The sequence below is a fragment of the Mesorhizobium sp. P2_F5 genome, from assembly GCF_056403715.1.
In genome coordinates this window covers 218,040-240,904 of record NZ_JBFUEY010000006.1, presented here as the reverse complement: position 1 = coordinate 240,904, position 22,865 = coordinate 218,040, and the positions used below count along the sequence as shown (strand labels likewise).

21 protein-coding genes and 1 pseudogene are annotated in these 22,865 nt (G+C 60.7%); 11 read left to right on the top strand and 11 right to left on the bottom strand.

Annotation, left to right across the window (positions count from 1 at the left end; all coding sequences use genetic code 11):
* Positions 1 to 87 precede the first annotated feature (87 nt).
* The gene (locus AC1DYO_RS11830) at positions 88 to 564 is read right to left on the bottom strand and encodes a hypothetical protein (RefSeq protein WP_477263309.1); all 477 of its coding nucleotides are present in this window, start codon (positions 562 to 564) and stop codon (positions 88 to 90) included.
* A gap of 256 nt (positions 565 to 820) precedes the next feature.
* On the opposite strand from AC1DYO_RS11830, the gene AC1DYO_RS11825 reads away from it, so the two are divergent.
* Complete coding sequence (locus tag AC1DYO_RS11825; RefSeq protein WP_477263307.1) at positions 821 to 2,224, top strand: lipopolysaccharide biosynthesis protein; 1,404 nt, start codon at positions 821 to 823, stop codon at positions 2,222 to 2,224.
* On the top strand, positions 2,224 to 3,504 hold the full coding sequence (locus tag AC1DYO_RS11820; protein ID WP_181062011.1) for a GNAT family N-acetyltransferase: 1,281 nt from the start codon (positions 2,224 to 2,226) through the stop codon (positions 3,502 to 3,504). The genes AC1DYO_RS11825 and AC1DYO_RS11820 overlap by 1 nt, the downstream gene beginning before the upstream one ends.
* A 91-nt stretch (positions 3,505 to 3,595) precedes the next feature.
* Here AC1DYO_RS11820 and AC1DYO_RS11815 read toward each other — a convergent pair whose 3' ends face one another.
* Complete coding sequence (locus tag AC1DYO_RS11815) at positions 3,596 to 3,862, bottom strand: hypothetical protein (protein WP_477263305.1); 267 nt, start codon at positions 3,860 to 3,862, stop codon at positions 3,596 to 3,598.
* 120 nt (positions 3,863 to 3,982) lie between these two features.
* Here AC1DYO_RS11815 and AC1DYO_RS11810 point away from each other — a divergent pair, with 120 nt between their 5' ends.
* Entirely contained in the window at positions 3,983 to 5,113 is a 1,131-nt protein-coding gene (locus AC1DYO_RS11810) for a hypothetical protein (RefSeq protein WP_477263303.1), read from the top strand.
* 19 nt (positions 5,114 to 5,132) lie between these two features.
* On the opposite strand, the gene AC1DYO_RS11805 is transcribed toward AC1DYO_RS11810, so the two are convergent.
* A complete protein-coding gene (locus AC1DYO_RS11805) occupies positions 5,133 to 5,393 on the bottom strand; it encodes a hypothetical protein (protein ID WP_477263301.1) in 261 nt (86 codons plus the stop codon).
* Positions 5,394 to 5,446: 53 nt separating this feature from the next.
* Here AC1DYO_RS11805 and AC1DYO_RS11800 point away from each other — a divergent pair, with 53 nt between their 5' ends.
* The 5 genes from AC1DYO_RS11800 (at position 5,447) to AC1DYO_RS11780 (ending at position 13,213) form a co-directional block, all read left to right on the top strand.
* Entirely contained in the window at positions 5,447 to 6,604 is a 1,158-nt protein-coding gene (locus AC1DYO_RS11800) for a YncE family protein (protein ID WP_477263299.1), read from the top strand.
* A gap of 367 nt (positions 6,605 to 6,971) precedes the next feature.
* Positions 6,972 to 8,396 carry a tyrosine-type recombinase/integrase gene (locus AC1DYO_RS11795; protein ID WP_477263297.1) on the top strand — a complete coding sequence of 475 codons (1,425 nt, stop codon included), beginning with the start codon at positions 6,972 to 6,974 and terminating at the stop codon, positions 8,394 to 8,396.
* Between the two features lie 963 nt (positions 8,397 to 9,359).
* Positions 9,360 to 9,794 carry a hypothetical protein gene (locus AC1DYO_RS11790; protein WP_477263295.1) on the top strand — a complete coding sequence of 145 codons (435 nt, stop codon included), beginning with the start codon at positions 9,360 to 9,362 and terminating at the stop codon, positions 9,792 to 9,794.
* A gap of 11 nt (positions 9,795 to 9,805) precedes the next feature.
* Complete coding sequence (locus tag AC1DYO_RS11785; RefSeq protein WP_477263293.1) at positions 9,806 to 12,022, top strand: glycosyltransferase; 2,217 nt, start codon at positions 9,806 to 9,808, stop codon at positions 12,020 to 12,022.
* An 81-nt stretch (positions 12,023 to 12,103) separates the two neighbouring features.
* The gene (locus AC1DYO_RS11780) at positions 12,104 to 13,213 is read left to right on the top strand and encodes a hypothetical protein (RefSeq protein WP_477263291.1); all 1,110 of its coding nucleotides are present in this window, start codon (positions 12,104 to 12,106) and stop codon (positions 13,211 to 13,213) included.
* Between the two features lie 327 nt (positions 13,214 to 13,540).
* Here the strand turns inward: AC1DYO_RS11780 and AC1DYO_RS11775 are convergent, their stop codons facing one another.
* A complete protein-coding gene (locus AC1DYO_RS11775) occupies positions 13,541 to 14,107 on the bottom strand; it encodes a shikimate kinase (protein ID WP_477263289.1) in 567 nt (188 codons plus the stop codon).
* A gap of 36 nt (positions 14,108 to 14,143) precedes the next feature.
* Entirely contained in the window at positions 14,144 to 15,733 is a 1,590-nt protein-coding gene (locus tag AC1DYO_RS11770) for a caspase family protein (protein ID WP_477263287.1), read from the bottom strand.
* A 522-nt stretch (positions 15,734 to 16,255) separates the two neighbouring features.
* Between AC1DYO_RS11770 and AC1DYO_RS11765 the strand changes: the two genes are divergently transcribed.
* Positions 16,256 to 16,543 carry a hypothetical protein gene (locus AC1DYO_RS11765; protein ID WP_181058196.1) on the top strand — a complete coding sequence of 96 codons (288 nt, stop codon included), beginning with the start codon at positions 16,256 to 16,258 and terminating at the stop codon, positions 16,541 to 16,543.
* Positions 16,544 to 16,641: 98 nt separating this feature from the next.
* On the opposite strand, the gene AC1DYO_RS11760 is transcribed toward AC1DYO_RS11765, so the two are convergent.
* Positions 16,642 to 17,559 carry an NADP-dependent oxidoreductase gene (locus tag AC1DYO_RS11760; RefSeq protein WP_477263285.1) on the bottom strand — a complete coding sequence of 306 codons (918 nt, stop codon included), beginning with the start codon at positions 17,557 to 17,559 and terminating at the stop codon, positions 16,642 to 16,644.
* A gap of 234 nt (positions 17,560 to 17,793) precedes the next feature.
* Here AC1DYO_RS11760 and AC1DYO_RS11755 point away from each other — a divergent pair, with 234 nt between their 5' ends.
* Together AC1DYO_RS11755 and AC1DYO_RS11750 are read left to right on the top strand one after the other, a co-directional pair.
* Entirely contained in the window at positions 17,794 to 17,907 is a 114-nt protein-coding gene (locus AC1DYO_RS11755; RefSeq protein ID WP_477263283.1) for a hypothetical protein, read from the top strand.
* Positions 17,908 to 18,016: 109 nt separating this feature from the next.
* Positions 18,017 to 18,307, top strand: coding sequence for a hypothetical protein (locus AC1DYO_RS11750; protein ID WP_477263330.1), 291 nt, complete (start codon positions 18,017 to 18,019; stop codon positions 18,305 to 18,307).
* Between the two features lie 426 nt (positions 18,308 to 18,733).
* Here AC1DYO_RS11750 and AC1DYO_RS11745 read toward each other — a convergent pair whose 3' ends face one another.
* From AC1DYO_RS11745 to AC1DYO_RS11725, 5 genes and pseudogenes are all read right to left on the bottom strand, one after another.
* Positions 18,734 to 20,050, bottom strand: a complete 1,317-nt coding sequence (locus tag AC1DYO_RS11745; RefSeq protein ID WP_477263281.1) for a hypothetical protein — start codon at positions 20,048 to 20,050, stop codon at positions 18,734 to 18,736.
* Positions 20,043 to 20,168, bottom strand: a complete 126-nt coding sequence (locus tag AC1DYO_RS11740; RefSeq protein WP_477263279.1) for a hypothetical protein — start codon at positions 20,166 to 20,168, stop codon at positions 20,043 to 20,045. The genes AC1DYO_RS11745 and AC1DYO_RS11740 overlap by 8 nt, the downstream gene beginning before the upstream one ends.
* A 158-nt stretch (positions 20,169 to 20,326) precedes the next feature.
* On the bottom strand, positions 20,327 to 20,509 hold the full coding sequence (locus AC1DYO_RS11735; protein WP_477263331.1) for a hypothetical protein: 183 nt from the start codon (positions 20,507 to 20,509) through the stop codon (positions 20,327 to 20,329).
* A 9-nt stretch (positions 20,510 to 20,518) separates the two neighbouring features.
* Positions 20,519 to 21,572, bottom strand: a pseudogene (locus tag AC1DYO_RS11730) (sodium/glutamate symporter); the annotation flags it as partial.
* Between the two features lie 191 nt (positions 21,573 to 21,763).
* Complete coding sequence (locus AC1DYO_RS11725; RefSeq protein ID WP_477263277.1) at positions 21,764 to 22,774, bottom strand: Lnb N-terminal periplasmic domain-containing protein; 1,011 nt, start codon at positions 22,772 to 22,774, stop codon at positions 21,764 to 21,766.
* Positions 22,775 to 22,865 lie beyond the last annotated feature (91 nt).

Genomic DNA, 22,865 nt, shown 5'->3' with positions numbered 1-22,865 from the left:
GAGGCCGGAAACAGCTGCGGCTGATCGATCAGCCAGGGGCGAAACGTCTTGCTCATGCCCCAAAGAATCACGCCGTAATCCAGCTGTCTAGGCGCAGCCCGCCGCCGACCGCTCATTCCACACCCAAATACGGGGACAGGCTCCTAGCGAGACTACTTTGCCCTGCAGGACCCCATCTTGCCAAAGGCTGAACGCATTGCCATCGGTGTAGAGCAGGTTGGGCAACGATTTTAGCTTGTTCCACTGGTCTTTGTCATGAGCATCACTGAAATGGCGAGGGTCTGCACCCTTTCCAGGCTGCTTGACCTCGATGAAACCGACAAGCGCGTTGTTTACTGTGACGGCGAAGTCAGGCCGCGTCTTGATGTCAGCGAGGCTCGTCTCCCCAACGAGTTGGACCGACCCGGTTGCGTGCTTCGCCAATCCCGCAAGTTCGTGGACCAGCTTTTCGAGCGGTCCACGAAGTTGATCTTCCGGCGCTCCGCCGATCGCAGGGTTTGAAAGCTTTGGTTTCAGTGAAGCGCCATATGCGGATACCGCATCGGCGACAGTCTTTTCCGTCATTTCTCCCCCAGGCCGCGCAAGAGCATGAATAGCTTTGTTCCGCATCAAGACGCGAATCGAGCATAAACTGGAAGTCAGTCCAAGCCAGCAGATTTTGTCGCTCGCCTTTTCGTTCTGCCACCGGCATACGACTGACGTACCTTGCACACGCGGCTGTCCTTGGCCGCTCCGCGCACCCGCACCTGCCCACCCTTTCTTAAGGTGTTTCGGATACACCGAAACCTTGGAAAGAGGCGGGGAACGGAGAGACATCGGGGTGCGCTTTTCCGCGGCGACGACGGCCGGGCGGTTCTTGCCGCAGCGCTTGGCGCTGCGCATGGGGCCGCTGCTTGGCCGCATCGATGCGGTGCTGTTCACCGCCGACGAGCGCGGCGAGGCCGGCCGCATGTCGCTGATCGCCTTTGCCATCCGCATTGTCAGCGCCGTCATCGCTTTCATCAGCCAGGTGCTGATGGCGCGCTGGATGGGCTCGTTCGAATACGGCATTTTCGTCCTCGTCTGGGTGACGATGGTCATCGTCGGCAACCTCGCCTGCCTCGGTTTCCACACCTCGGTCATCCGCTTCATCCCCGAATACCGCGAACGCAACATGCTGGCCGAACTGCGCGGCATCGTCGTTGCCAGCCGCCTGTTCGTGCTGATTGCCTCAACCGCAATCGCCGGACTTGGCGCTCTTGGCGTCTGGCTGTGCGCGGACTGGATCGAGAGCTACTATGTCATCCCCTTCATCCTTGGCCTGTTCTGCCTGCCGATGATTGCCATGGGCGACCTGCTGCAAGGCCAGTCGCGCGCCAATTCCTGGGCTTTGTTTGCGCTGTCGCCGACCTATCTGGTGCGGCCGGTGCTGATCCTGGCGCTGATGGCACTGATGCTGGCAATGGGCTACGCGCCCGACGCCCGGACCGCGATCTTCGCCTCGATCGCCGCCACCTACGCCACCACGCTCGCCCAGCTCATCGGCGTCACCTCGCGCATGGGCAAGAATATCCCCGCCGGGCCGATGAAGGTGCATTTCGGCGAGTGGTTCATCGTCTCGCTGCCGATCTTCCTGGTCGAGAGCTTCTTCTTCCTGCTCACCAACGCCGACGTGCTGATGGTCGGCGCCTATCTCCAGCCCAACGACGTCGCCGTCTATTTCGCCACCGTCAAGACGCTGGCACTGGTGCATTTCGTCTATTTCTCGGTCAAGGCCGGCGTTGCCCAGCGCTACGCGCAGTTCACCCATGGCGAGCCGGAAAAGCTCGCCGCCTTTGCCCGCGAGACCGTGTCGTGGACATTCTGGCCGTCGCTGCTGATGGCGCTCTTGGTGCTGGCGCTGGGCGAGCCGATGCTGGTGCTGTTCGGCCCCGAATTCACCGCCGGCTATCCGCTGCTGTTTCTGCTGGTGTTCGGCGTGGTGGCGCGCGCCGCCGTCGGCCCTTGCGAAAGCCTTTTGACGATGAGCGGCAACCAGAACATCTGCGCCGCCGTCTACGCCATGACGCTGGCCTTCAACATCGGCCTCAACATAGTGCTGATCCCGCTCTTCGGCCTGTGGGGCGCTGCGATCGCCACCAGCCTTGCCATGGTCTTTGAGGCGAGCGCACTGTCCTTCACCGTGTGGCGCAAGCTTGGTATCGTCATGCTGATCTTCGTTCCCGCAGCCAAGGGAGCCGCCTGATGGCCGCCATCCCACTGATCGAGGAAACCAGCGGCGGTCCGGCCGGCGCCATGGTGTCGGGCCTTGCCGGCCTGGCCCGCGACACCGATCCGGCGCATCTCGAGGTCCTCGCCAACAACCGGCCGCTGCGCAAGCTGGCGATCTATCCGGCCTCGGCCGGTTTCGATCTGGTCGAGGAACTCGACTATCTCTGCGTCCGCACGATCGAGCCCAACGTTTTCTTCAACCCGCGCTTCCTGGCCCCTGCAATGCCCCGGCTGGAAGACCGCGAGGTCAAGCTGGCGGTGATCCGCGACGGCGACGAATACCGCAACCGGCTTCGCCTGCTGGTGCCGTTCTCGGTCGAGCGGCCGGCGGTGCCGCTCGGCGTTCCGGTGATGCGTGCCTGGTCGAGCCCGTTCGGCCCGATCGGCACGCCGCTGGTCGACCGCGACGATCCCATCGGCGTCATCGAGGATTTTTTCGGCATGCTGTCGCGGCCGCATCTGAAGTTGCCGAAGGTCTTCGTGCTGCCCGACATGAGGCTCGACGGCCCTGTGGCCAGCGTGCTTGCCACCGTTGCCGAGACGCGCGGCCTGACAATGGTTACCACCGGCAAGGCGGACCGGCCGGTGCTCGAAAGTGCGCTCGACGGCGAGGCCTATCTGAAGGCATCGCTGCGCGCGCATCACTACCGCGAATTCCGCCGCCTGAAGCGGCGCCTGGGCGATCTCGGCCGGCTGGAACATGTCATGGCGCGCGGTCCGGACGAGATCCGCCACGCCATCGAAAATTTCCTGACGCTGGAAGCCGCCGGCTGGAAGGGCCGCGAGCGCACCGCCATGGCCATCGACCGCTACCGCGCCGCCTTCGCCCGCGAGGCCGTGCACCGGCTGGCCGAACACGATATGTGCCGCATCCATTCGCTGACGCTGGACGGCCGCACCATCGCCTGCCTGGTCGTCTTCGTCGAGGCCGGCGTCGCCTACACCTGGAAGACCGCCTATGACGAGACGCTGGCGACCTATTCGCCAGGCACGCTGTTGATGATCGAGGTGACCAACCAGCATCTCGATGACCCGAACGTCATGATGACCGATTCCTGCGCCGTGCCCGACCATCCGGTAATGAGCCGGCTGTGGAGCGAGCGCAAACCGATGGGCTCGCTGGTGATCGGGCTGACGCCGGATGCCGATCGCCTCGCCCGCCAGGCCGCCTCGCAGCTGCATCTTTACCGCGAGACCCGCAACATGGCCCGCCTTCTGCGCAACCGCATGAAGAGCCTGCTGGGGCGGCGCTGAGCCAGCCAAGGCGCAATGCCGGGAGAACTGCATATTTCCGCTGCAGGACTTGGACAATAGATGGAGGCAACCGGAACTTTACTTCGGATACTCAAAAAGTGAGCGAAAATATCAGCCACTGTGCATAAAAATCGATATTTCTTGCAGAAATTTTCAGTGAATACCGCAAAAAACTTGCTCGCAATCTTGTTGCTGATCCGCAATACTTCAGTGATTCGGTAGCGATGAGAGGAAGATGTCGCTCAATCATGAGGCCAACAGCGCCCGGCACATCAGTGCAGAGGACGGCGCCGTTGTCCGAAAAAGCGACGCTGACCCGTTCGAAGAACTGATCCGAAGCATTCGAGCCAGCACGCATCAGCCATCGCCTCTCCCCGAAGACAAGCCGGCGACCAGATTGTCCCAGCAGGACACGCCGGCTGCTTCCCCTGGCTCGGTCCAGACAGTCTCAACTCAGACCAGGCGTGTCTCCTCCTCCTTGCCCAACCATCAGTCGCCCAACCATCAGTCGATTGAGCGTACCGGCGACGACCTGGCGGCCCATTTGAAAAGCGTTGCGGAAGGGCTGGAATCGTCGCGTCGCGCATGGTCCCGCGTGCAGGACCATTTTTCCAGGCTCGATGCGCAGAAGCGCCATGCCGACGCTCTCGATGCCGAAAAGTGGGAATTGCAGGAGGAGGTGGCCAGGCTCGAACATTTGCACGATCAGGCGTCGAAAGAGCTCGAGCGAAAATCACGCGAGCTATCGATCGCGAGCGCAACCATTGGCGACCTGGAGGGTGGACTGAGCAGGACCCGGCAGGCCATTGCGGAGGCCGACAGGCAAACCAATCAGCGCGAAGCGCGGTTCCTCAAGGCGAATGTCGAGGTCGAGCGTCTGGAACGGACCCTGGCGCAGATCTCGGAGCAGCTTCGCGACGAGATCATGGCCAGGCAGGCCGCCGAGCAGGCGCGCGAGGAAGTCGCGTCGCGGCTCGCCAGCCTGGAACAGGCCGCCATGCGGCTTCATTCCAAGGCCGCCGACTATCAGCTCCTGAACGAGCAACTGACCGGCAAACTGTCACGGCAGCAGGCGACGCAGCATGACCTGCACGCGCGGCTGTCCACAGCCGAACGAGAGCGCAGCGCCCTCTACGATAGCGCCGCCGCCGCGCAGGAGCGGGCCGCGGAGTTCGAGGCAGAGTTGCGCGCGCTCCAGCGTCGCGCCACCGCTCTGTCTGTCGATCAAGCCGTGTTCCGCGCACCACCGAACCATTTCGGGGAACGTGGCGGGGAAGCAGCCGAGCACAGGCGCCTGAAAGCCGAGAGTGCGAAGTTACGCGAGGAGCGCGACGCGGCGCGCAAGGAGTGTGCCGCGGTGAAGGTCCAACTCGCCGATCTTCACTTACGCGGCATGACCGACGAGCTCGCGCACGCCCGTTGCCGCGATGAGAACCGCGAGCTTCGCGACCGGCTGGAAACGCTGACGCGCCAGGACTGGCCCGGCGGACTGTCAGCGGATGAGAGCGCCGATCTCGAACGGGCATTCGACGGACTGGACCTGTTGGGAACCGGCGAGCTTAGCGCGGCCAATGACGGCGATCCCGCGGTGACGCGCAAGGCGTCCTGACCGCATTGCCCACCCGGTCTCACGCCGGCAGCGCGACCAGCGCGTCGATCTCGACCAGCCATTCGGGAAGCCCCAGGCATTCGACACCGAGATAGGTGCTGGTGCACAGTGGCCAGCGATCGCCGAAGACCGCCTTGCCGGCATCGAATATCTCGAGGACCCGACGCTGCGGCTGACCATCGACGAATKGGGCGCGCGTCGAATGCGCAATTCCATGCGGGCGGCCGCGTAACCGTGTGGGAGCCTGACGAAAAGGCGCTGGATCAACTGCAAAACCCAAGCTATGGGTCCCCGACGGCAATTTTCGGCCGGCATTCACGACAAGCCATCCTGATGATCAGAACCTTCTTGCGTCACACCAGTACCCGTGCGGCCTTGCTGCTGCTTGCGCTGCTGCCTGTCCGGTCCTGGGCCGATAGCTGTCCCGAGGATTGCAGCGAGCCCGCGCCGCCCGTCAACATCTACAGGCACACCGGCGCCGGCCATCTTGGCCCGGCTACGCTGGGTGCATTGCCGCGGGTCTATGTGCCGAACCGCTCCTCCAACAGCGTCACGGTGATCGACATCATGACGCTCAAGGAAGTCGACAGGTTCTCCGTCGGCAGCAAACCGCAGCACGTCGTGCCCTCCTGGGACCTGAAGACGCTATGGGTCGCCAACAATGGCACCGGCAAGAACGGCAGCCTGACGCCGATCGATCCGATGACCGGCAAGCCCGGCCCACAGATCGCCGTGGAAGATCCCTACAATTTGTATTTCATGCCGGATGGCAGCGCGGCCATCGTCGTCGACGAAGCCCTGGAGCGGCTCGATTTCCGCGATCCTCAAACCATGGCGCTGAAATCGAGCCTGCCGACGCCCAACTGCCCCGGCATCAACCACGCCGATTTCTCGGCCGACGGCGCCTATGCGATCTTCACCTGCGAATACGGCAATGGCGGACTGACCAAGATCGACCTGAAGAACCAGAAGGTGCTTGGCCATCTCGACTTCTCGAAAATGGGGATGCCTCAGGACATCCGGCTCTCGCCCGACGGCAAGGTGTTCTACGTCGCCGACATGATGAATGACGGTGTCTTCCTGGTCGACGGCGACAGTTTCAAGGAGATCGGCTTTATCCCGACCGGCATCGGCGCCCATGGCTTCGTCGTCAGCCGCGACGGCAAGCGGCTCTATGTCTCGAATCGCGGCTCGCACAAAATGGAGCAGGGCAAGGCAAAGGGACCGGGCAGCGTAACGGTAATCGACTTCGCCACCCGCGCGGTCGTCGCGCAATGGCCGATCCCCGGCGGCGGCAGCCCCGACATGGGCAATGTCAGCGCCGACGGCAAACAACTATGGCTGTCCGGCCGCTTCGACAGTGCCGCCTACATGATCGACACGACATCGGGCGCCGTCACCAAGTTTCGGGTTGGAGCAGAGCCGCATGGCCTGACGGTCTGGCCGCAGCCGGGGCGCTATTCGCAGGGCCATACGGGGAATATGCGGTAGCGGCGGTAAAATTGGTGCCCCTTCGACTGCACTGAATCGAACTGTCAACAGTCCTCCTTCGCCAAGGCTTCGGAGGACACTCCTTCGTCTAACGAGCTTCGAATGGCTTTGCCACCCGAAGCTCGAAGAGCGAAGGGTGGTGCCCCTAGCCGGAATCGAACCAGCACTCCTTGCGGAACTCGATTTTGAGAGGCCGGATATGCCCTATCCTAACTTTATCCGGCGGTATCCAATTGTACGATAACCGATTGTAGACACTAGCTTTTTCGGCTCGTCCAATCATCCATACCTAACCGGATACACGCCACGGTTTGATTTCTGGCTGCACCTATTCTGCACCTGAAATCGACTTTAATGGAGGTTAGGAATGCCCAAAATCAAGCTCACCAAGACGATCGTCGACGCTGCAACGGCCGATCAGGAACCCTACGAACTTCGCGACACCATCATACCGGGGTTCTTGCTGAAGGTCACCCCGACCGGACGCAAGATATTCATGGTGGCCTACGTCGCCGCCAACGGCCAGCGGCGAAACCCCGCCATCGGCCGCTTCGGCGAAATCACCGTGGAGCAGGCTCGAACGATTGCCCAGAACTGGCTTGCCGACGTCCGCAAGGGCAAGGACCCGAGCGCCGAACGCTCCGCCACTCGAAAGGCATTGACAGTCGAGGAACTCTTCAACCGGTTTATCGACGACTACTCGGAAAGCCGAAACAAGCCCTCGACCGTCAAATCCAACCGAGGGTACGGGAAGCTCTACATCGTCCCACACCTCGGCCAGATAAAGGTGCCGGACGTTACGCAGGCCGACATCGCGAACCTCATGAAGAAGATGTCGAGGGCCCCGACAAATGCGAACCGCGTCCTCGCGGTCGTCCGAAAGATGTTCAACATGGCGGAGGTCTGGGGAATGCGGCCCGACGGGTCGAACCCATGCCGACATGTTCCCAAGTTCCCGGAACGGGGAAAGACAAGGCTGATCACCGATACGGAACTGAAGCGGCTCTACGCCTACCTCGACAAGGCGGAAGCCGAGGGCTTGGAGCATCCCTTCATCCTCCTCGCAGTCCGGCTCCAATTCGAGTTCGCCGCGCGCATGTCGGAAATCCGGCAGCTCGAATGGGCTTGGGTCGATCTCGACAACCGGCGCATCGAATGGCCCGATAGCAAGACCGGCGTTATGTCCAAGCCGATGAGCGCGGAGGCGGTCCGGCCGTTCGGGACGGCCCCACGCTTCGAGGCCTCGCCCTTCGTCTGCCCGTCAATCTTCGATCCAAACCTCCCGATGTCGAAGCACACCTACTATCACGGATGGAAGCGCATCCTTGAGCGGGCCGGCCTGCCGCACATCGGCACGCACGGCATCCGGCACCGCTCGGCAACCGACATCGCCAATTCCGGCGTGCCGGTGAAGGTCGGCATGGCGCTGACCGCCCATAAGACCGTCACGATGTTCTTGCGCTACGTCCACACCGAGGACGATCCGATAAGGGCAGCGGCTGAGGCCGTGGCGCAGAGGCGTCAGGCCCTGATCGGTGGAGCGGCAGCAGTCCCAGCCTCAATACTCATTTCCGAGCCGACCGCCACGCCGCCGACGATCGCTCCTGAACCTGCCGAAGCGCTGCCCGGGGCAGGCGACCAGAAGCCGCTTGGCCTCGTGGACGGCAAATACTCTTCACGCACCAAGCTCGGAAATTACCGACCATTCCGCCACCGTAGCGGCCAGAACCGGGCAGTGCCTCCCGGGACCAGGCGCGCAGACGGTGAGCAGCAGTCCTCCGATGTCCAATAAGCCGACACAACAGCGCTGGCCGGCGCCGGACATCCTCTGTCGCGCGAAATTCGTGGATGATGCAGGATCGATCCTTTGCAAACGCTAAGCGGCTGCGGCTCCATCCTCCCATCTTGATCCAATAAGCATCTGATAAATATGACTATATTATCCATCTTGGTTGTGACAGCGATCCGCTCGACACCCCACGGTCATTGTGGATCACGACCGGATCACGATTGGATCTAATTTCCACATGAAAACGGAAATTCGCGAGTTTCATTTTGGTCCGCCCAACGTGGGGGCAACGGATGATAGCAAATGTGGCAGTTGTCCGGCGAGGACGTCGTTCAAGACAAGACACGCGCCCTTCCCTGTCCCACAATGCAGCGCAAAGCCGATCGCCAAAACGCCAGGCTCAACTCGCCTGCGATCGGGATGACTGAAATGGGCCGTAAGCAGACTGGCAGCTTCTGGGTTCGCTACGAAGATAGCAGACGCTCAGCCTGCTCGGGACCAAGGGCCTAACGCAACGCGCGCTGGGGCCTCCTTAGCGCTCCTGGAAGCGGCTGTCCGCATACTTCAATAGGATGAGCTGCCACTGTTGGAGTCCTGCGACTTCAAGGCGGTCGCCTTATAGCAGCGACCGTTTCGAGCCGCATACCCGGGGTCGCAGACGACCGGTCTGCCACCAGAGGTCTGGCAGCTGCTAAGCATGAACGAGGTTGAGACCAAGGCCGCAGCGGAAGCGAGCTTCGTTATTAAAAATCTTGCCATCGGTGCCGCTCTCATCTCAACGGTCGGGAGCGCTTCACACGGCGCGAAACACACCGAGATATCCACCTGTCACTATTCATGACAGATGACCGTATATCATGTTGGCAGTCAAGATATCATGACACGTCTAGCGTTTGACATTCCGAGGTGCACGTTGGTACGCTAATTCAGCGGACAGTCGCTAAGCAAGCCATTGCGAGGTCAGCCGTGTCAAAACTCTTCTGGATGCTACGCCAGTTCTCCCGGTTGAGAGACAAGCCACTGACTGACGACGAACCTTATATCTATCGTTCAAAAGGTTTTATCAATACTGTGCTGATTGTCGTTATTGGTGTCGACGCAAAACTTGTCCCCGAGATTATCGATGTGACTAAGAAGAAATTCGCTAAGACCGACAAGCTCGTCTTCTTGACTGACGACTGCGACTTTACCGCATTCAGGGAACAAGCCGTTGCATTTGAATATATGCCTCCCCTCATCGAACAGCGCGTCCATGTCGCCGACATGCCTTGGCAGTCGTATCTGCGCGAGCGCTGGGGGTTGCTTCTGGCAAAGTGGAAGCCAAGGCTAATCCTGTCCTACGGCACGAACATCGACGCGTTTCTTGCGGCCGCGCCCAATGGCATCCCCATGCAGACATAGGTTTGCTTACGATGAAGCTGGACGTCATCTTCATCGCGGACGTGCGCTTCGAGGGTGGCGCTTCGACTGCGCTGGCTTTGGAAATCCGGGAGGCTGCGCGCGCCGGCATGAAAGCCGGGCTCCTGGCGGTCAAAGGTCCTCTGCTCGCTCACCCTTTTCCGATGCACCCGGACATTCGGTCATTGATCGACCGCGGAGCGGTGGTTCGCATCGACCCTGAGGTGAAGGTCGAAGCCAATCTTGTTCTGCTTCACCATCCTACGATTGTCACCAACCGTTTCACCAGTCGTCTGTACATCGCTACACGGAAACTGGCTGTCGTGCTGCACCATCCAATGCTCGACCGCGCCGGCAGGATTCAATACGATCTGGAACGGGTCGTCGCAAACTGCCGCGCAGCTTTCGATGCCGACGTCATGCTCGCGCCAGTAAGCCAGGTCGTGCGACACTCGCTGCCACTTCACCTACCGAAGGGCGCGACCGTCATCGAGCAGGACTGGACGAATTTGATCGATATGGGCGATTGGTCACCGCGCCCGCTCCGCGCCCTGTCAGCGCCCATAGTCATTGGGCGTCACGCTCGTCCGGACAAAAAGAAATGGCCGGACGACGTGGCGGACGCTTTCGCAGCCTATCCACCAGATGGCTTTGCCTACCAGATTCGTGTGCTAGGCGGCGGCCCGTTCCTTGAGGAACTGTATGGCACATTGCCGCGAAATTGGGATGTCCTGCCTTTTTCATCGGACGGCGTCGCCGAGTTCCTGCGCGGACTCGATTTCTATGTCTACTTCCACAGCGACGCTTGGTCGGAGGCATTTGGCCGGGCCATTCTCGAAGCGCTGGCAGTCGGGCTCGTTGCGATTCTTCCCGCCCATTTTCTTGACTTGTTCGGTGACGCGGCAGTCTATTCAGGGCCGCGAGAAGTCAAGGAGGTCATCGCCCGTTTCGTCGACGATCCATCGCTTTATGCCGAACAGTCCGAAAAGGCGCGAAACTTCGCAGCGGACTATCATCGTTCCGAGCTGTTTGCACAAAGGCTAAAGAAGTTGTTCGGCGTTCCGGCTAAAGGACCGAGTCCGGAGCGCCAGGTTGGCCTCATGCGAGCCTTGCCCGTGCGTTCCGTACTGTTTGCTTCCACCAACGGCATCGGTATCGGCCATTTGGCTCAGCAGATGGCAATAGCCCAACGGCTGGCTCAGGACCTGAAGCCCGTCTTTGCAACCATGTCCTATGCCATGAAGCTCGCGACGGATGCTGGTTATCATGCGCATTTCTTGCACCATCATAATGGTATCGGCGCTGACCTGCACGACTGGAACCCTGTGCTGGCCGAGGAGCTCTTTGACCTATTCATTCATCTACGGCCGCGCGTCTTCGCATACGATGCATCAGCCGTATTCGACGGCGTGGTGTCAGCCCTAGCAACCCATCCGAACATGTACTCGGTCTGGGTGCGCCGGCCGATGTGGCCTGAAAGCCATCGCGGGTTTCTAGAGCATGCGCGCAGCTTTGATGCCGTAATCGAGCCCGGCGAACTCGCAGACGAGTTCGACCACGGCCCGACGCGGGAGATGAAGGAGTGGGCCTACGTTGTCCCACCGGTGCTGTTGTTGGCGCCAGACGAGCGACTTGAACGCGCGGCAGCACGGCAGTTCCTCAGCATTCCAAACGATGCGACAGTGGTCGCGCTACAGTTAGGGTCAGGCTCAAATTTTGACATGCGGCCGATCCGGGAAGCCGTGATCGCAGCTGTTCTGGCGAGGCCCGACACCATTGTCCTCGATCTGCGATCGCCGATCCGTGCAGATTTCGCGCCAGATCCGCCGCGCGATCCGCGTCACCGCATCGTTGAGCTTTTCCCGTCGTTTCGCTACAGCCGGGCGTTCGATGCGGCCGTCGCGGCTGCCGGCTACAACACCTTTCACGAGAACATTCTTGGCCTTGTCCCTTCGCTCTTTATTCCCAACGAGGCCGTCGAGATGGATCTGCAACTGAGCCGGGCACGCTGGGCGCAACTGTCCGGCATGGCCCTGCTGTTGCGCGGAAAGTTTGATCTCCCGCGGGTGGACGATCTTGTCGAGCAATTACTCGACGCGTCCGAACGCGCGACAATGGCGGCGCGGTGTCTCAAGCTGGAATGGCGGAACGGGGCGGACGACATAGCCCGCTTCATTGAGGATCACGCGAGGATCGCGCGAACGGACCGAGACGTTTCGATACATGGCTGACCACACAAGCATGAAACCGTCGCGAATCGCGGCGAGGCGGCTTCTCCAAGACGTTTCGCATGACTCTGGAGGATCGATACGATGACGGAAAAGCGCGCCATCTGCTTTCTGTCGTCTAACGGGGTCGGACTTGGTCACCTGACGCGACAGCTGGCTATCGCGCGACGTATGGGTTCCCAATGGCGACCGCTTTTCGTTACCATGTCCTATGCCGCCGGACTGGCCTCACAATGCGGCTATCCCACACTATTCATGCCGCATCACTATGCCCTCGGGACCGAATCCGAGGATTGGAATCCGCAGCTCGAACTCGAGTTGGAGTTGCTCGCCCGTCACGCGCCGCCGGCGGCTCTCATCTATGACGCTACAGCAGTTTTCGGGGGGGTGGTCGAGACCATGGCTCGCCACCCGGAGATATATTCAATGTGGATGCGCAGAGCAATGTGGCGCGAAATGCACCGCGAGTTCCTTGCCTTGTCAGACCGATTCCATACCATTGTCGAGCCGGGCGAACTGGCGGATGAACTGGATGAGGGTCCCACCAAGGAATTTCAGCACCAAGTTCACCGCGTCCCACCGGTCCTTATGCTTGCGCCCGAAGAGCGGTTGACTCGCGAACAAGCGCGAAAGGACCTGGCGTTGCCAGACAACGCGATTGTCGTCGCGCTTCAGCTAGGTTCCGGCACCAATTTCGACATGGAACCGGTCCGCAAAGAGGCAATCGCGACGCTGTTGCGCAACCCTGATGTGGTTGTTCTTGACCTGCGATCACCGGTGCACTCGACGCGCGGCACCGAAATCCCGAGCAGCCCGCGGCACCGGCTGCTCGCCATGTTTCCGGCCTTCCGCCACAGCCGCGCGTTCGATGCGGCGGTCTGCGCCCCTGGCTACAACACCTTTCACGAGAACATCCTCGGTTGCATTCCCACGCTCTTCATTCCAAACGAAGCCGACGAGATGGACCAGCAGTTGAATCGGGCACGATGGGCGGAGCGGCTGGGCTTGGCGTTATCGCTACGCTTTGCCGATCATCTCACCGGCCTCGAAACTTCGATTGCACGGCTGCTTGATCGGAGGGAACAGCATATCATGGCGGAAAGGTGCAAGCGCATCGAATGGACCAACGGCGCGGAGGCGATTGTGCGGCTCCTAGAGGAATACGCGAGTTCAGGCCCCCACAAAACCTTCTGAGCGGCACGGTTATTCGCCCAAGCCGCCAGGCCATGAGTGCGAAACCCGCTTTTGGGTTCCCAGTATTGTTCGCCCCTTATGCCATCGCATTGATGGGACCAAGGCGATGCAAATGCACCAAGCGATGAGGCCAAAAGCGGTAGGACAGCTAAACCGAGATCCGCCTGGCTGAAGGCGAAAGCCTATTCGATATACGAATTCGATCTGCCGAGCGTCGAGCGCGAGCCCGGCAAGACAGCATTCGCCCTGAAGGCCGAGCCAGGTACAGGACGCATGTCGGCTCTGCCTGTATAACTTGTGATGTCCCGGTTCGATAGGTGCAAGCGATTAACTCACCGGCGGCGCTTGGCTGTCGAGTATGCGGGCAATCTGCTCACAGGTCTCATCGACACTGTAGCCATCGGTGTAGAACGTTGCCGTCGCCAGTGACGCGTTTGACGGGTGCTCCAGGAACGGCCGGTTTAATGCGACAAAATCCGCCCTTTCGTCTTCCGGTACCTCAGCCCTAGCGCATAAGATGTCCAGCGAGCGCTCGATATCTGGCGAGGGCAGCAGATAAACGACATGTGAAGCGCGCTTGACCGCGGTCTGGACGCGCGCCAGAAGCACGTCGTCCTCATAGACCGAGTGACCTGCGCCGAAGTCGATGATCGTATCCGGATAGTCGAGAAGCACCTGCTCCACCGCATACGCCTCGAACGGTTTCCAGTAGTCGAAACGTGCACGCCAGCCCATTGCCTTGACACGCCGCCACTCTTCCCGCCGGTCATAGCCGATCTGGTAATAGTATCCCCAACGTACGAGATCGAGCGGGATGTTGCGCAGTGACAAACGGTCGGAGAGGCGCTCCGCAATCGTGGACTTGCCGGAGCAGATCGGCCCTATCAGCACCAAACGTGTCACTCTAAACTAAAACCATCAGCTGCCTTCCTAGTCCGGACATCTCTCGGACGCGGGAACCCGGACGTAGCCGTGTAGGATTCTGCAGGTGCGGAACTTGGAAGACTGTCCGCCGGACGGCACTTGCGAGGCCGCCTTTGACTCTGCCTTCTGCGCCGGTTTTATCGCCTGGCGTTGTTGTTCACGTCTCGGCTTCGCGCGGGCTGGCGACGCGGGCTTGCGTGTCTTTTGCGGAGTAGCGCTTTCCTCTTTTAGCGCTTTCGCTTCTGATGCTCGCTGGGCGCGGTAGCTCCTCACGGCGTCATCGGAATCGAGTTTCAGGCGAACATACTGTTTGCGCGTAAGGAAGGTAGTGGGGGAAAGACCGTTTTCCTTCTGCCAGAGGCCAATGGCCCGGCGCGTCGCGGCGCCAAAGGTGCCATCCGCAACGTTCAGGTCATAGCCGATCGCCATCAGCCTCTCCTCAAGATCGATTTTTTTCGGGCGATCGAGCCCGACGGCACTTTCCGTCAATTCCGTGCCGGCCTCGTTTTCGCGATCGGCAGTACCTGGCGAAGTTTCGCCAGCTATGCCGGTCCTCGACACATCTTCTTCCACATTGGCGACAACTGATGCCTTTTTGAGATGTTTGACGTTGAGACGCGCCAGGTCAGCGAACACGCCATTTGGAAACTGCTTCAGATAGGCTTCGTAGTATTCGACCGCGTCGCGTTTCGAGGCTTGATCCCACACGCGCTGCTCGACTTCCCATCCGCGCGGGTCCGGCTGAGCGGACTCGCTCGTGGAGTTGCTGCCGGGATCCTGCACAGGCGCGAGCGCGGTTTCAGCTGCTGCCGGCCCGATGAAGACCTCGCGGCCGAGCGAGGCATTATACCAGGGCCGCTGGCGCCCATTGGTCTCCGCCGTCACCTCACCCCGCACACGGGTCAGCGCACTCTGAATATCGACGCCGGGCTCTGCCAGATGTTTGACAAGAGAGGCCGTATAGGGACTGTTGCCGCCGATGCCGTCATAGGACACTGCGCCGGGGTCGGTCGCAAATGCGATCAACACCCCGCCGCTGCCGACATCCGCGGTGCTGATGTCGATCGGTGCCAGACCGGGCGCCGTGGTCGAGCGGCTCTTTGGCAGCGAAGTCGCAAGCGTCCTCGCCATGGGGTTGTCGCGGCAGGCGTCCAGAATGATAATGCCGACGGCCGGATCAGGCGGCAGGGAGGACAGCAACTCGTCCGTCTGGACGGTGCGTGTCTTGAGGCGCGCTGGAGACGTCAGGTCCGCATCAACCGGAATCAAATAGTTCTTGCCGTTCACCTGCATGCCATGGCCGGCATAGTAGATCAGCGCCGTATCTGCCTCGTACGAGGCCTCGGTAAACTTGTTCAGCAGATCGCGCATGCCGGCGTAGTCCAGGTCGATCCCTTCGATGACTTCGAACTTTGCCTTGCGCAACACCTCGGCCATCAGTCGCGCATCGCGTGCAGGGTTGGGCAGCGCCGGCTGATGGACATATTTGCCGTTGCCGATAACCAGGGCAACGCGGTCGGCGGCGAAGACATTTGCCCGCAACAGGTCAGTCGCAGTCAGCAAAAGCAACCCTACAACAATGGCCCAGAACCTCATCGGTCGCTTCCCCAACCAAGTTGCGGCCTACCAACTTATTTATTGTGAACTCCGTTGATGAAATAGTCCACGCTTCAGGAGGAAGGCCGCACCGCCCCCGGTCGCGCTCACAAGCGGGCCGGGGGATCGGTCAACCCAAGGCTCAGAAAATGGTTGGCACTGCGCGGAGTCGAGGATGGACGACCGACCGGTTTCGGGGTCGGACTCGCTGAAGGACCGATTTGAGGCGCAGAGCTGCCGCCTAAGTCGTGTAATATCACTGACGGAACAGCGACAAGCGGATCGGACGACGAGCAGCAGATGGGCTGCGCTCGGTCGAAGAGTCTAGCGCCTAGACAGTGATCGGTCGTGGTCCCAAGCCGCCTGCCGCGCTCCGCGTTATTGCAAGACGTTCAAATTTGAGCTTCCGCACTCATGCTTTGTCGAGAGTATCTCCTGTAGTCACTTAGACCTTCTGCGCCGCAAGGTTCCGCCATTCTGAGTGGCCGTCGGCGACGAATGACGACGAAATAGGAGAACGCAATGACTCGCAATCATGTTGAACGTCTTGATGAGTTCAGAGAAATCCTGGTCGCGACTCGACGCGAGGGAGTCCGCAACGTGCACCATACTCGCGACGCAATGCGGGCAAGTGGCTTTCAGATCGGGGACAGCGACGGCTCCAGTTACGGAGCCGAGCTGAAGGCGCTCCAAGAGGAAATCGAGGCAGTCGATCGCGCCATCGAAGACGAGAAGCGGCTGGCCTTGGCCCTCGAGAGCGCCGCTCAATCCCGACGACCGACCAAACCGAGAATCGTGAAGGGATCATAGATTCAGATACGGCCCTTGGCGCCCATCGATTGCCTGCGGCACCCGGCCGATCCGGATAGCGCCGGCCGGGGCCGCGTGCATCGATAGGCGCGTGTCGCTCACGGACGAACGCGGATGATCGTCTTCCCCGAGCGTCGCTCGGTCGGGTTGAAGGCGGAAACGGCATCGTCGAGGCTCGAGATGGTGCCGATGTTCGTCCGCAGTCGCCCATCCCGCACCCGCTGGACGATCTCACTCAGTTGGGCACGATCGGACTCGACAACGAAGTCGACCGCCAGGCCATTTGCGGGCTGCGCCTCGGGCGGCCCGACGACGGTCACCAGTGTTCCTCCGGCTCGTATCAGGCTCGCGGACCGCTTCTGGATGTCGTCGCCGATGACATCGAACACCAGATCGACGCCGCCGACGTCTTCCAGTGCGTCGTTCTCGAGGTCGACGAACTCGTTCGCGCCGAAGCCGAGCGCCTTCTGGCGGTCGGCAGAGCGTCCGGTACCAATGACGTAGGCGCCGGCCTCTCGTGCAAGTTGCGTCACCATCGACCCGACTGCGCCGGCCGCACCGTGCGCAAGGACGCTCCATCCGGCCCGAAGGCGGCCGTGGTCGAACAGACCCTGCCACGCCGTCAGGCCCGAGATCGGCAAACTGGCGCCTACCGTAAAGTCGACGTCGCCCGGCAGAGGCGCGAGGTTACGTGCCTCGACGGCCACATACTCCGCCAGGGTGCCGTCGCGATACCAATCGGCGAGGCCGAACACCCGCTGGCCCACCGACAGTCCCGTCGTGCCGTAGCCGAGGGCGGTGACCACTCCGGCCAGCTCGTGCCCGGGGATCGATGGCGTTCGGTCACGGTCGACGCGATCAGTCCAGGTCGAGGGCCATGTCAGTTCAGTCGGGACGAACCCCGACGCATGAACCTGAACCACGACGTCGTTTATAGCCGCCTGTGGCTCGGGGCGTTCCACTAGCTTCATCCCGGCCGTTCCCGCGGCCTGATCCATTACGACGATTGCCTTCATCGGAATTGTCTCCTCCGTCATTTGTCACGAGGCGATGGCCGGTAGATAGGTCCCGCTCTGGTCATGAAACAGGACCAAGATTGGCGGGAATGATGGTTGCGCCATGGCCACTGTGTCCATCCATCTCGACCGCACCGCAAGGACGCCGCTGGTGACGCAGATCTACCGGGCGGTTCGGGACGCCATCGAGACGGGCGGCTAGACCCAGGAGCAAAGCTGCCTTCCTGGCGTGACATGGCCGCTCAGCTCGGCGTCTCGCGCGGCACCGTACGCGTCGCGTACCAGCGCCTCATCGACGAGCAGTTCGCGATTGGCGCCGGCGAGTTCGCGATGACCCCGGCACAGTAAAACCGGCAACCCGACGGCCTCGATCCCTGCACCATCGTCGGCCGAAATATCCTTGCTGTTTCCCAGGACCGGTCCATATTCATCGATCAGGAATTCCGTTGTGTTGGCCATGAAAAGTCGGTCGATCGCCTTTCTTGCCGGGATGGCAGTTTGTGTCACGAGTGTCGCCGATGCGCGACCGGACACACGCGTGATGACCTGCGAACAGACGCAGGCCCAGATCAAAAGCCATCGCTCGGTGGTTCTGACCACCGGCCGCAACACCTACGATAGATACGTCCGCCAGTTCGGCAACGAATGCGACTGGCCGGACGTGCCGACCGCCGCCTCGGTCCCGACACGCGACGGTCAATGCCGCGTCTATCGGTGTGCGGAACCGAGCTTCAATCGATCTCCTTGAGGTTCGCTTCACACCATCGTGCATGGCGCGTCTATTTCGCAGCTATTTTCGAACCCAATTTCAGTGCCTTCGTTTCCTCTCGCTGTGGTCGGCCTCACGGCCTTCAATCGTCGTGCAAGGTCATATGAAATCCGTTGGCGATCAGGCGGTCGAACACGCCATGGCTCCCATGCTCTGCCGACGACTCCACGACGATCACCAATGATGGTTCGGCTATGCTCGTAAGAACAATTGATTTACGCTGCCTATCAGGCGTTTCTTGTGGCTTTCTTCTGCTCGACTTCCGGAACACCAACATCTCACGCAGCTCTCTGTTCGAACACCTCACGGTAAGCAGTACGCTGCCAAACGACAATAACCCAATCGACGGTAGTGGTTTCATCGTAACAGAGTGGGAGTGTTGAGAAGTTTGCAGACATACCACCGCTAGCTGTGAGGTATCGCAACCAGGAAGCCACTGGCCAGCAGATATTCATAAAGATGCCGCAGCGGCGGTGCGGGGCGCAACTGATCGGCAGTTATCCATTGCCGGCCATCGTCAACCTCCCATCCGCGTCCCAACTCAGTTTCGAGCAGGGGAAGCAACTCCTCGCGAGGGCATGGATAGGCCAGTACACGTACGTTGGAGCCGAAAAGCCGCGCGATACCCTCGAGCAGGCGGCCTTCCAGGTGCTGGTATCTCACATCGTCGAAAACCCGTATCAACGCAGGCAGCGGCACGGCAAAACGCAAAGGCGCCTGTGTGTATCGACGCACGAATGCGGTGGCGCGGTACAACTGGCGGTGCCGCATCATCATCGCCGTGCCCTTGCCCATTGCAGGCAGCGGAGTATCAGCATCGACGACCATCAGGCGCACATCGATGACATCCTTCACCTCAGGATTCCCGGCGACCTCGCGGCGGAGCGTTTCCAGGCACGCCGCAATCGCTTCAGGTGAAAGGTCGTCGCGTGGGTCGCTCGCCAACGGTACGATGGCCACAGACTTCTTATAGAGAAACTCGTTCGCAGCGACGGCCACTCCATCACTGTCCAGCGTCACCGCCTCAGCCCTGCCGTCGCGTGCCAAGGCCATGTACAGTTCGCGCATGTCGCAACCCGCGAACGCGCGGCCTCGCATCACGATCTGATCAATTTCGAGGCGATCATTTGCAAGGCTGTCGAACATCCTCGCGGGCAAATCGCCGGGGGCTGCCCGCTCATTCAGCAGCGCATGCAGCAGGTTCACACCGAGAATGCCCACCGCCTCTTGCTGAAGCAGGTTGGCATTATCGCGAAGGTTTACGTGCAGCAGAATGTCGCTCGCCTCAGCCCGCGGGTGATCCTGAAAGCGGACGCCGATCCAGCCGTGGCAATCGTTGGTGCCCGCAAAGTTGCGGGCGGCGATGGTATCGACGAAAGCAAACAAGCGCGTATCTTTGCCACGCGTGCCACCGATCTGTTGCACAAGCGATTTCCATTCATAATCGAGCATCGTCTCAAGCCGCTGCCTGGACACATAGCGTGTTCCGGAGCCGTAAAGGTCGTCGCTCACTTCCTTGTCGTAGGCTGAGACGGTCTTGGCCACCGTGCCAGACGCGGCGCCAACGCGCAGAAACCATCGCGCCACTTCCTGACCCGCGCCGATCTCGGCGAACGAGCCGAAACTCGTTGCGTCGAGATTGACCTCCAGCGCCTTCCGATGCGTGTCAGCAGCGGCGTTATCCGATCGACCAGTCGCATCGGTAGTGGCAGTATCATTCATGGCGGGTCTCTGCGGTGGACTGCGGTTGCGTCTCAATACTGCCGCCCAGCGCCAGGTGCAAATTGATCCGCTGGGCGAGTTGTTCGATCTGAACGAGCAGCAAACCAGCTGCGCCCAATGCGCATTCGCCTGTTGCTTTTGAACCGCGCGAAGATCGCCGCTGCCTATGGGGCCGACAGACCTTGCGATAAGCATAGCGAGTCCGCTTTGGGGCGGCTAGCGGCGTCGCTAGGCCAGTCGACAGCTTGCCGCCCATTCGACCGCATTTGTCGGAAATCAGTGCCCTGCGATGCCCAGGGCCTTCATGTCGAAAAGTGGTAACGCCAGGAATGCCTTCGCAACGAGCGCATTGGCAAGATCGACAAAGAAGGATCCTGCGAGGGTGATCAGCAAGAACGCCTTCGGGGCGGGTCCGTAGCGGCGCGCCACCTCGTCCATGGTCGCCATCGCAACGGGCATTGAAGATATCCCGAAGCCGAGGAAACCACCGACCGTAACCGCTGCCTCATAGTCACGGCCCAGCAACCGGAACAGAACAGGCAATCGCGACGATGACGATGATCTGCAGCACCACATTGACGAAAAGTGGTCCGAGGATAGCGGCAACGGCGATCAGCTTTGTGCTCATAAGGCTGAGCACCAGAAACAGGTTCAGAGCGACCTCGCCGCCCTTTTGGATTGGCTCGAAATCCAGCCGGAAGCGGGTCCAGTCGACAAGGTTCGTCAGGAAAACTCCCGCGAGCATCGCCGACAGGAAGCCAGGCAGCAACAATCCTGCATCCTTGGCCCAGCTGTTGAGCTTGTCGCCAAGAAGGACCGATACCGCAATAATCAGGATGGTCGCCAGAATACTCTCAAGGTTTGAGCGATCCTCCTGAACTGCTGCCGGTGTCTCTTTTTGCGGCTCGGCGAAGGAGACCTCGGTCTGCGGTGCCGCAACCGGGGAGAGTTTGTGACGCCCGATCAGCCAGCCGGTAATGGGTCCCGACACCAGTGCGCCGGTGATGACAGCAAGAGTCGCCGCTCCTGCCCCGACCGTTTGCGCGTTCTGAAGCCCGACGGCCTCCGCCTCCTTCGCCCAGGCAAGGGCTGTCCCCGGCCCACCGACGAAGGAAAGGCTCCCGGCAAGGAGCCCGTAGAAGGGGTGTGCACCCCAAGCCGTAGCGACACCGATGCCAACCAGATTCTGGCAGACCAACAGAAGCACTGTCACCGCGCAAAGGATGACCAACGGACGGCCACCAGCCCGCAGCGCGTTCAACTTCGCCGACAGGCCGATCGTCGTGAAGAAGACAAGCAACAGAAGATCGCGGAGCTTTGTGCCGAAGGCGACCTCGGTTGCGAACATGGCCTGAGCAAGGAGAACCAGCAGAGCCACTATCATGGCACCGATCACGGCGTTGGGCATGTCGATGCGTTTGAGCACTGGAACCATTTGACGGATGCGGGTTCCCGCGACCAACGCAATCAAACCAATGATCAGCGTTACAAGTTCCGAGAATTCAACATGGTTCGCGGTCATCGCCTCAACTCCCGTCTCGAAGTCTTCGAGCGCCTCCATCATCGTCACCACCAATCTCGCTTCGGCGAATGGCTAAACGTCTTCGGCGATGCAAAATAACAACTGCGCTGCTCGACCAGCTTACCACCAATGCGAGATCAGCGAGACGGCTCCCTTGGCGCTTCGATCTCACCAGCAAGGCCCTTCCCAGATCAATAGCCAAGGCGAGGAGACGGCACACCAACCCGGATCAATCTCGAAAAATCCGGCGACAGGCCCGACTTCCGAGCACGGTCGTCTATGTGTGCCAACTCCCGCAAGGTCGACAATGGCAAGCGCGTGTCGAGCGCACCCCGGTCGTACGCATACTCGGGAAGATAGCCGTTGACGATAAGGCGCCAGTCGAGGGGAACGGCGTCGCCGACCGCTCGCATCATCTTGACGATCGTCGTCGTGCAGTTCGTCGTGATGGAATTGTAGAATGCAGGCTTCGTGGAAAGCGCATTTGCGTCCGAGACGTATTCCAGCAGAAGCGCCCGGGCCGCGTCAGGCGACGCTTTCAGCCGATAGATCTGGACATCCTCTCCCCGAACATTTGACCTGACGCCGACCACGTCTCGCTCGTCGGCCGCGATAATGACCAGGGGACTGCTCTTGAACAGGTCCGCTATGGGCGAAAACTCGCCACCGATACGACGCCGCACCTCGATAGACCAAGCAAGATATTCACCGTCGGAGAAGCCGAAGCTCATGATGACATGGGCCATTTTCGGTCCAGCCCAATAGGACATGAAGAGGTCGGCGCTCTGAACGGTGGAAAGGTCGTAGGTCCGGCTTGTCCAACGTTCGGTGAAATCGGTGTCGCTGCGCCATTCGAAGTCGCGCACGTCTTTCAGCGTCAACAGGTTTCCGTCGCGCGTCCCGGTTACCTGACGGGCTACATCTGGCGCCCAGTCGGCGTCGCCCAAAGGCTTGATGGTGCTCCACCAAACCAGAACCGCAGCGAACGCAGCGAGAAACAGGACGAACGCCCTGAAGCGAAAACGGCTGAAGAGGGCAATGACGGTGCCGATGCCGAACAAGATAAAAAGGGCGCAGGCCACAGCCCGTCCAAGCTCTGCCGCAGGCAGGCGATACCACATGGCAAGTCCGGCCCAGGCAGTCAAAATCGCAATGGCTAGTGACAGGATGATAGCGAGCAATATCCGAGCGATGCGAGGCATTCATTTCCCTCCAGCCAGATGGGAACAGCAGAAGCGTCGCTTCAGGTGTGGGCTCGCTCTCTGCCCTCTGAATTCCATTCTCACGAAACGT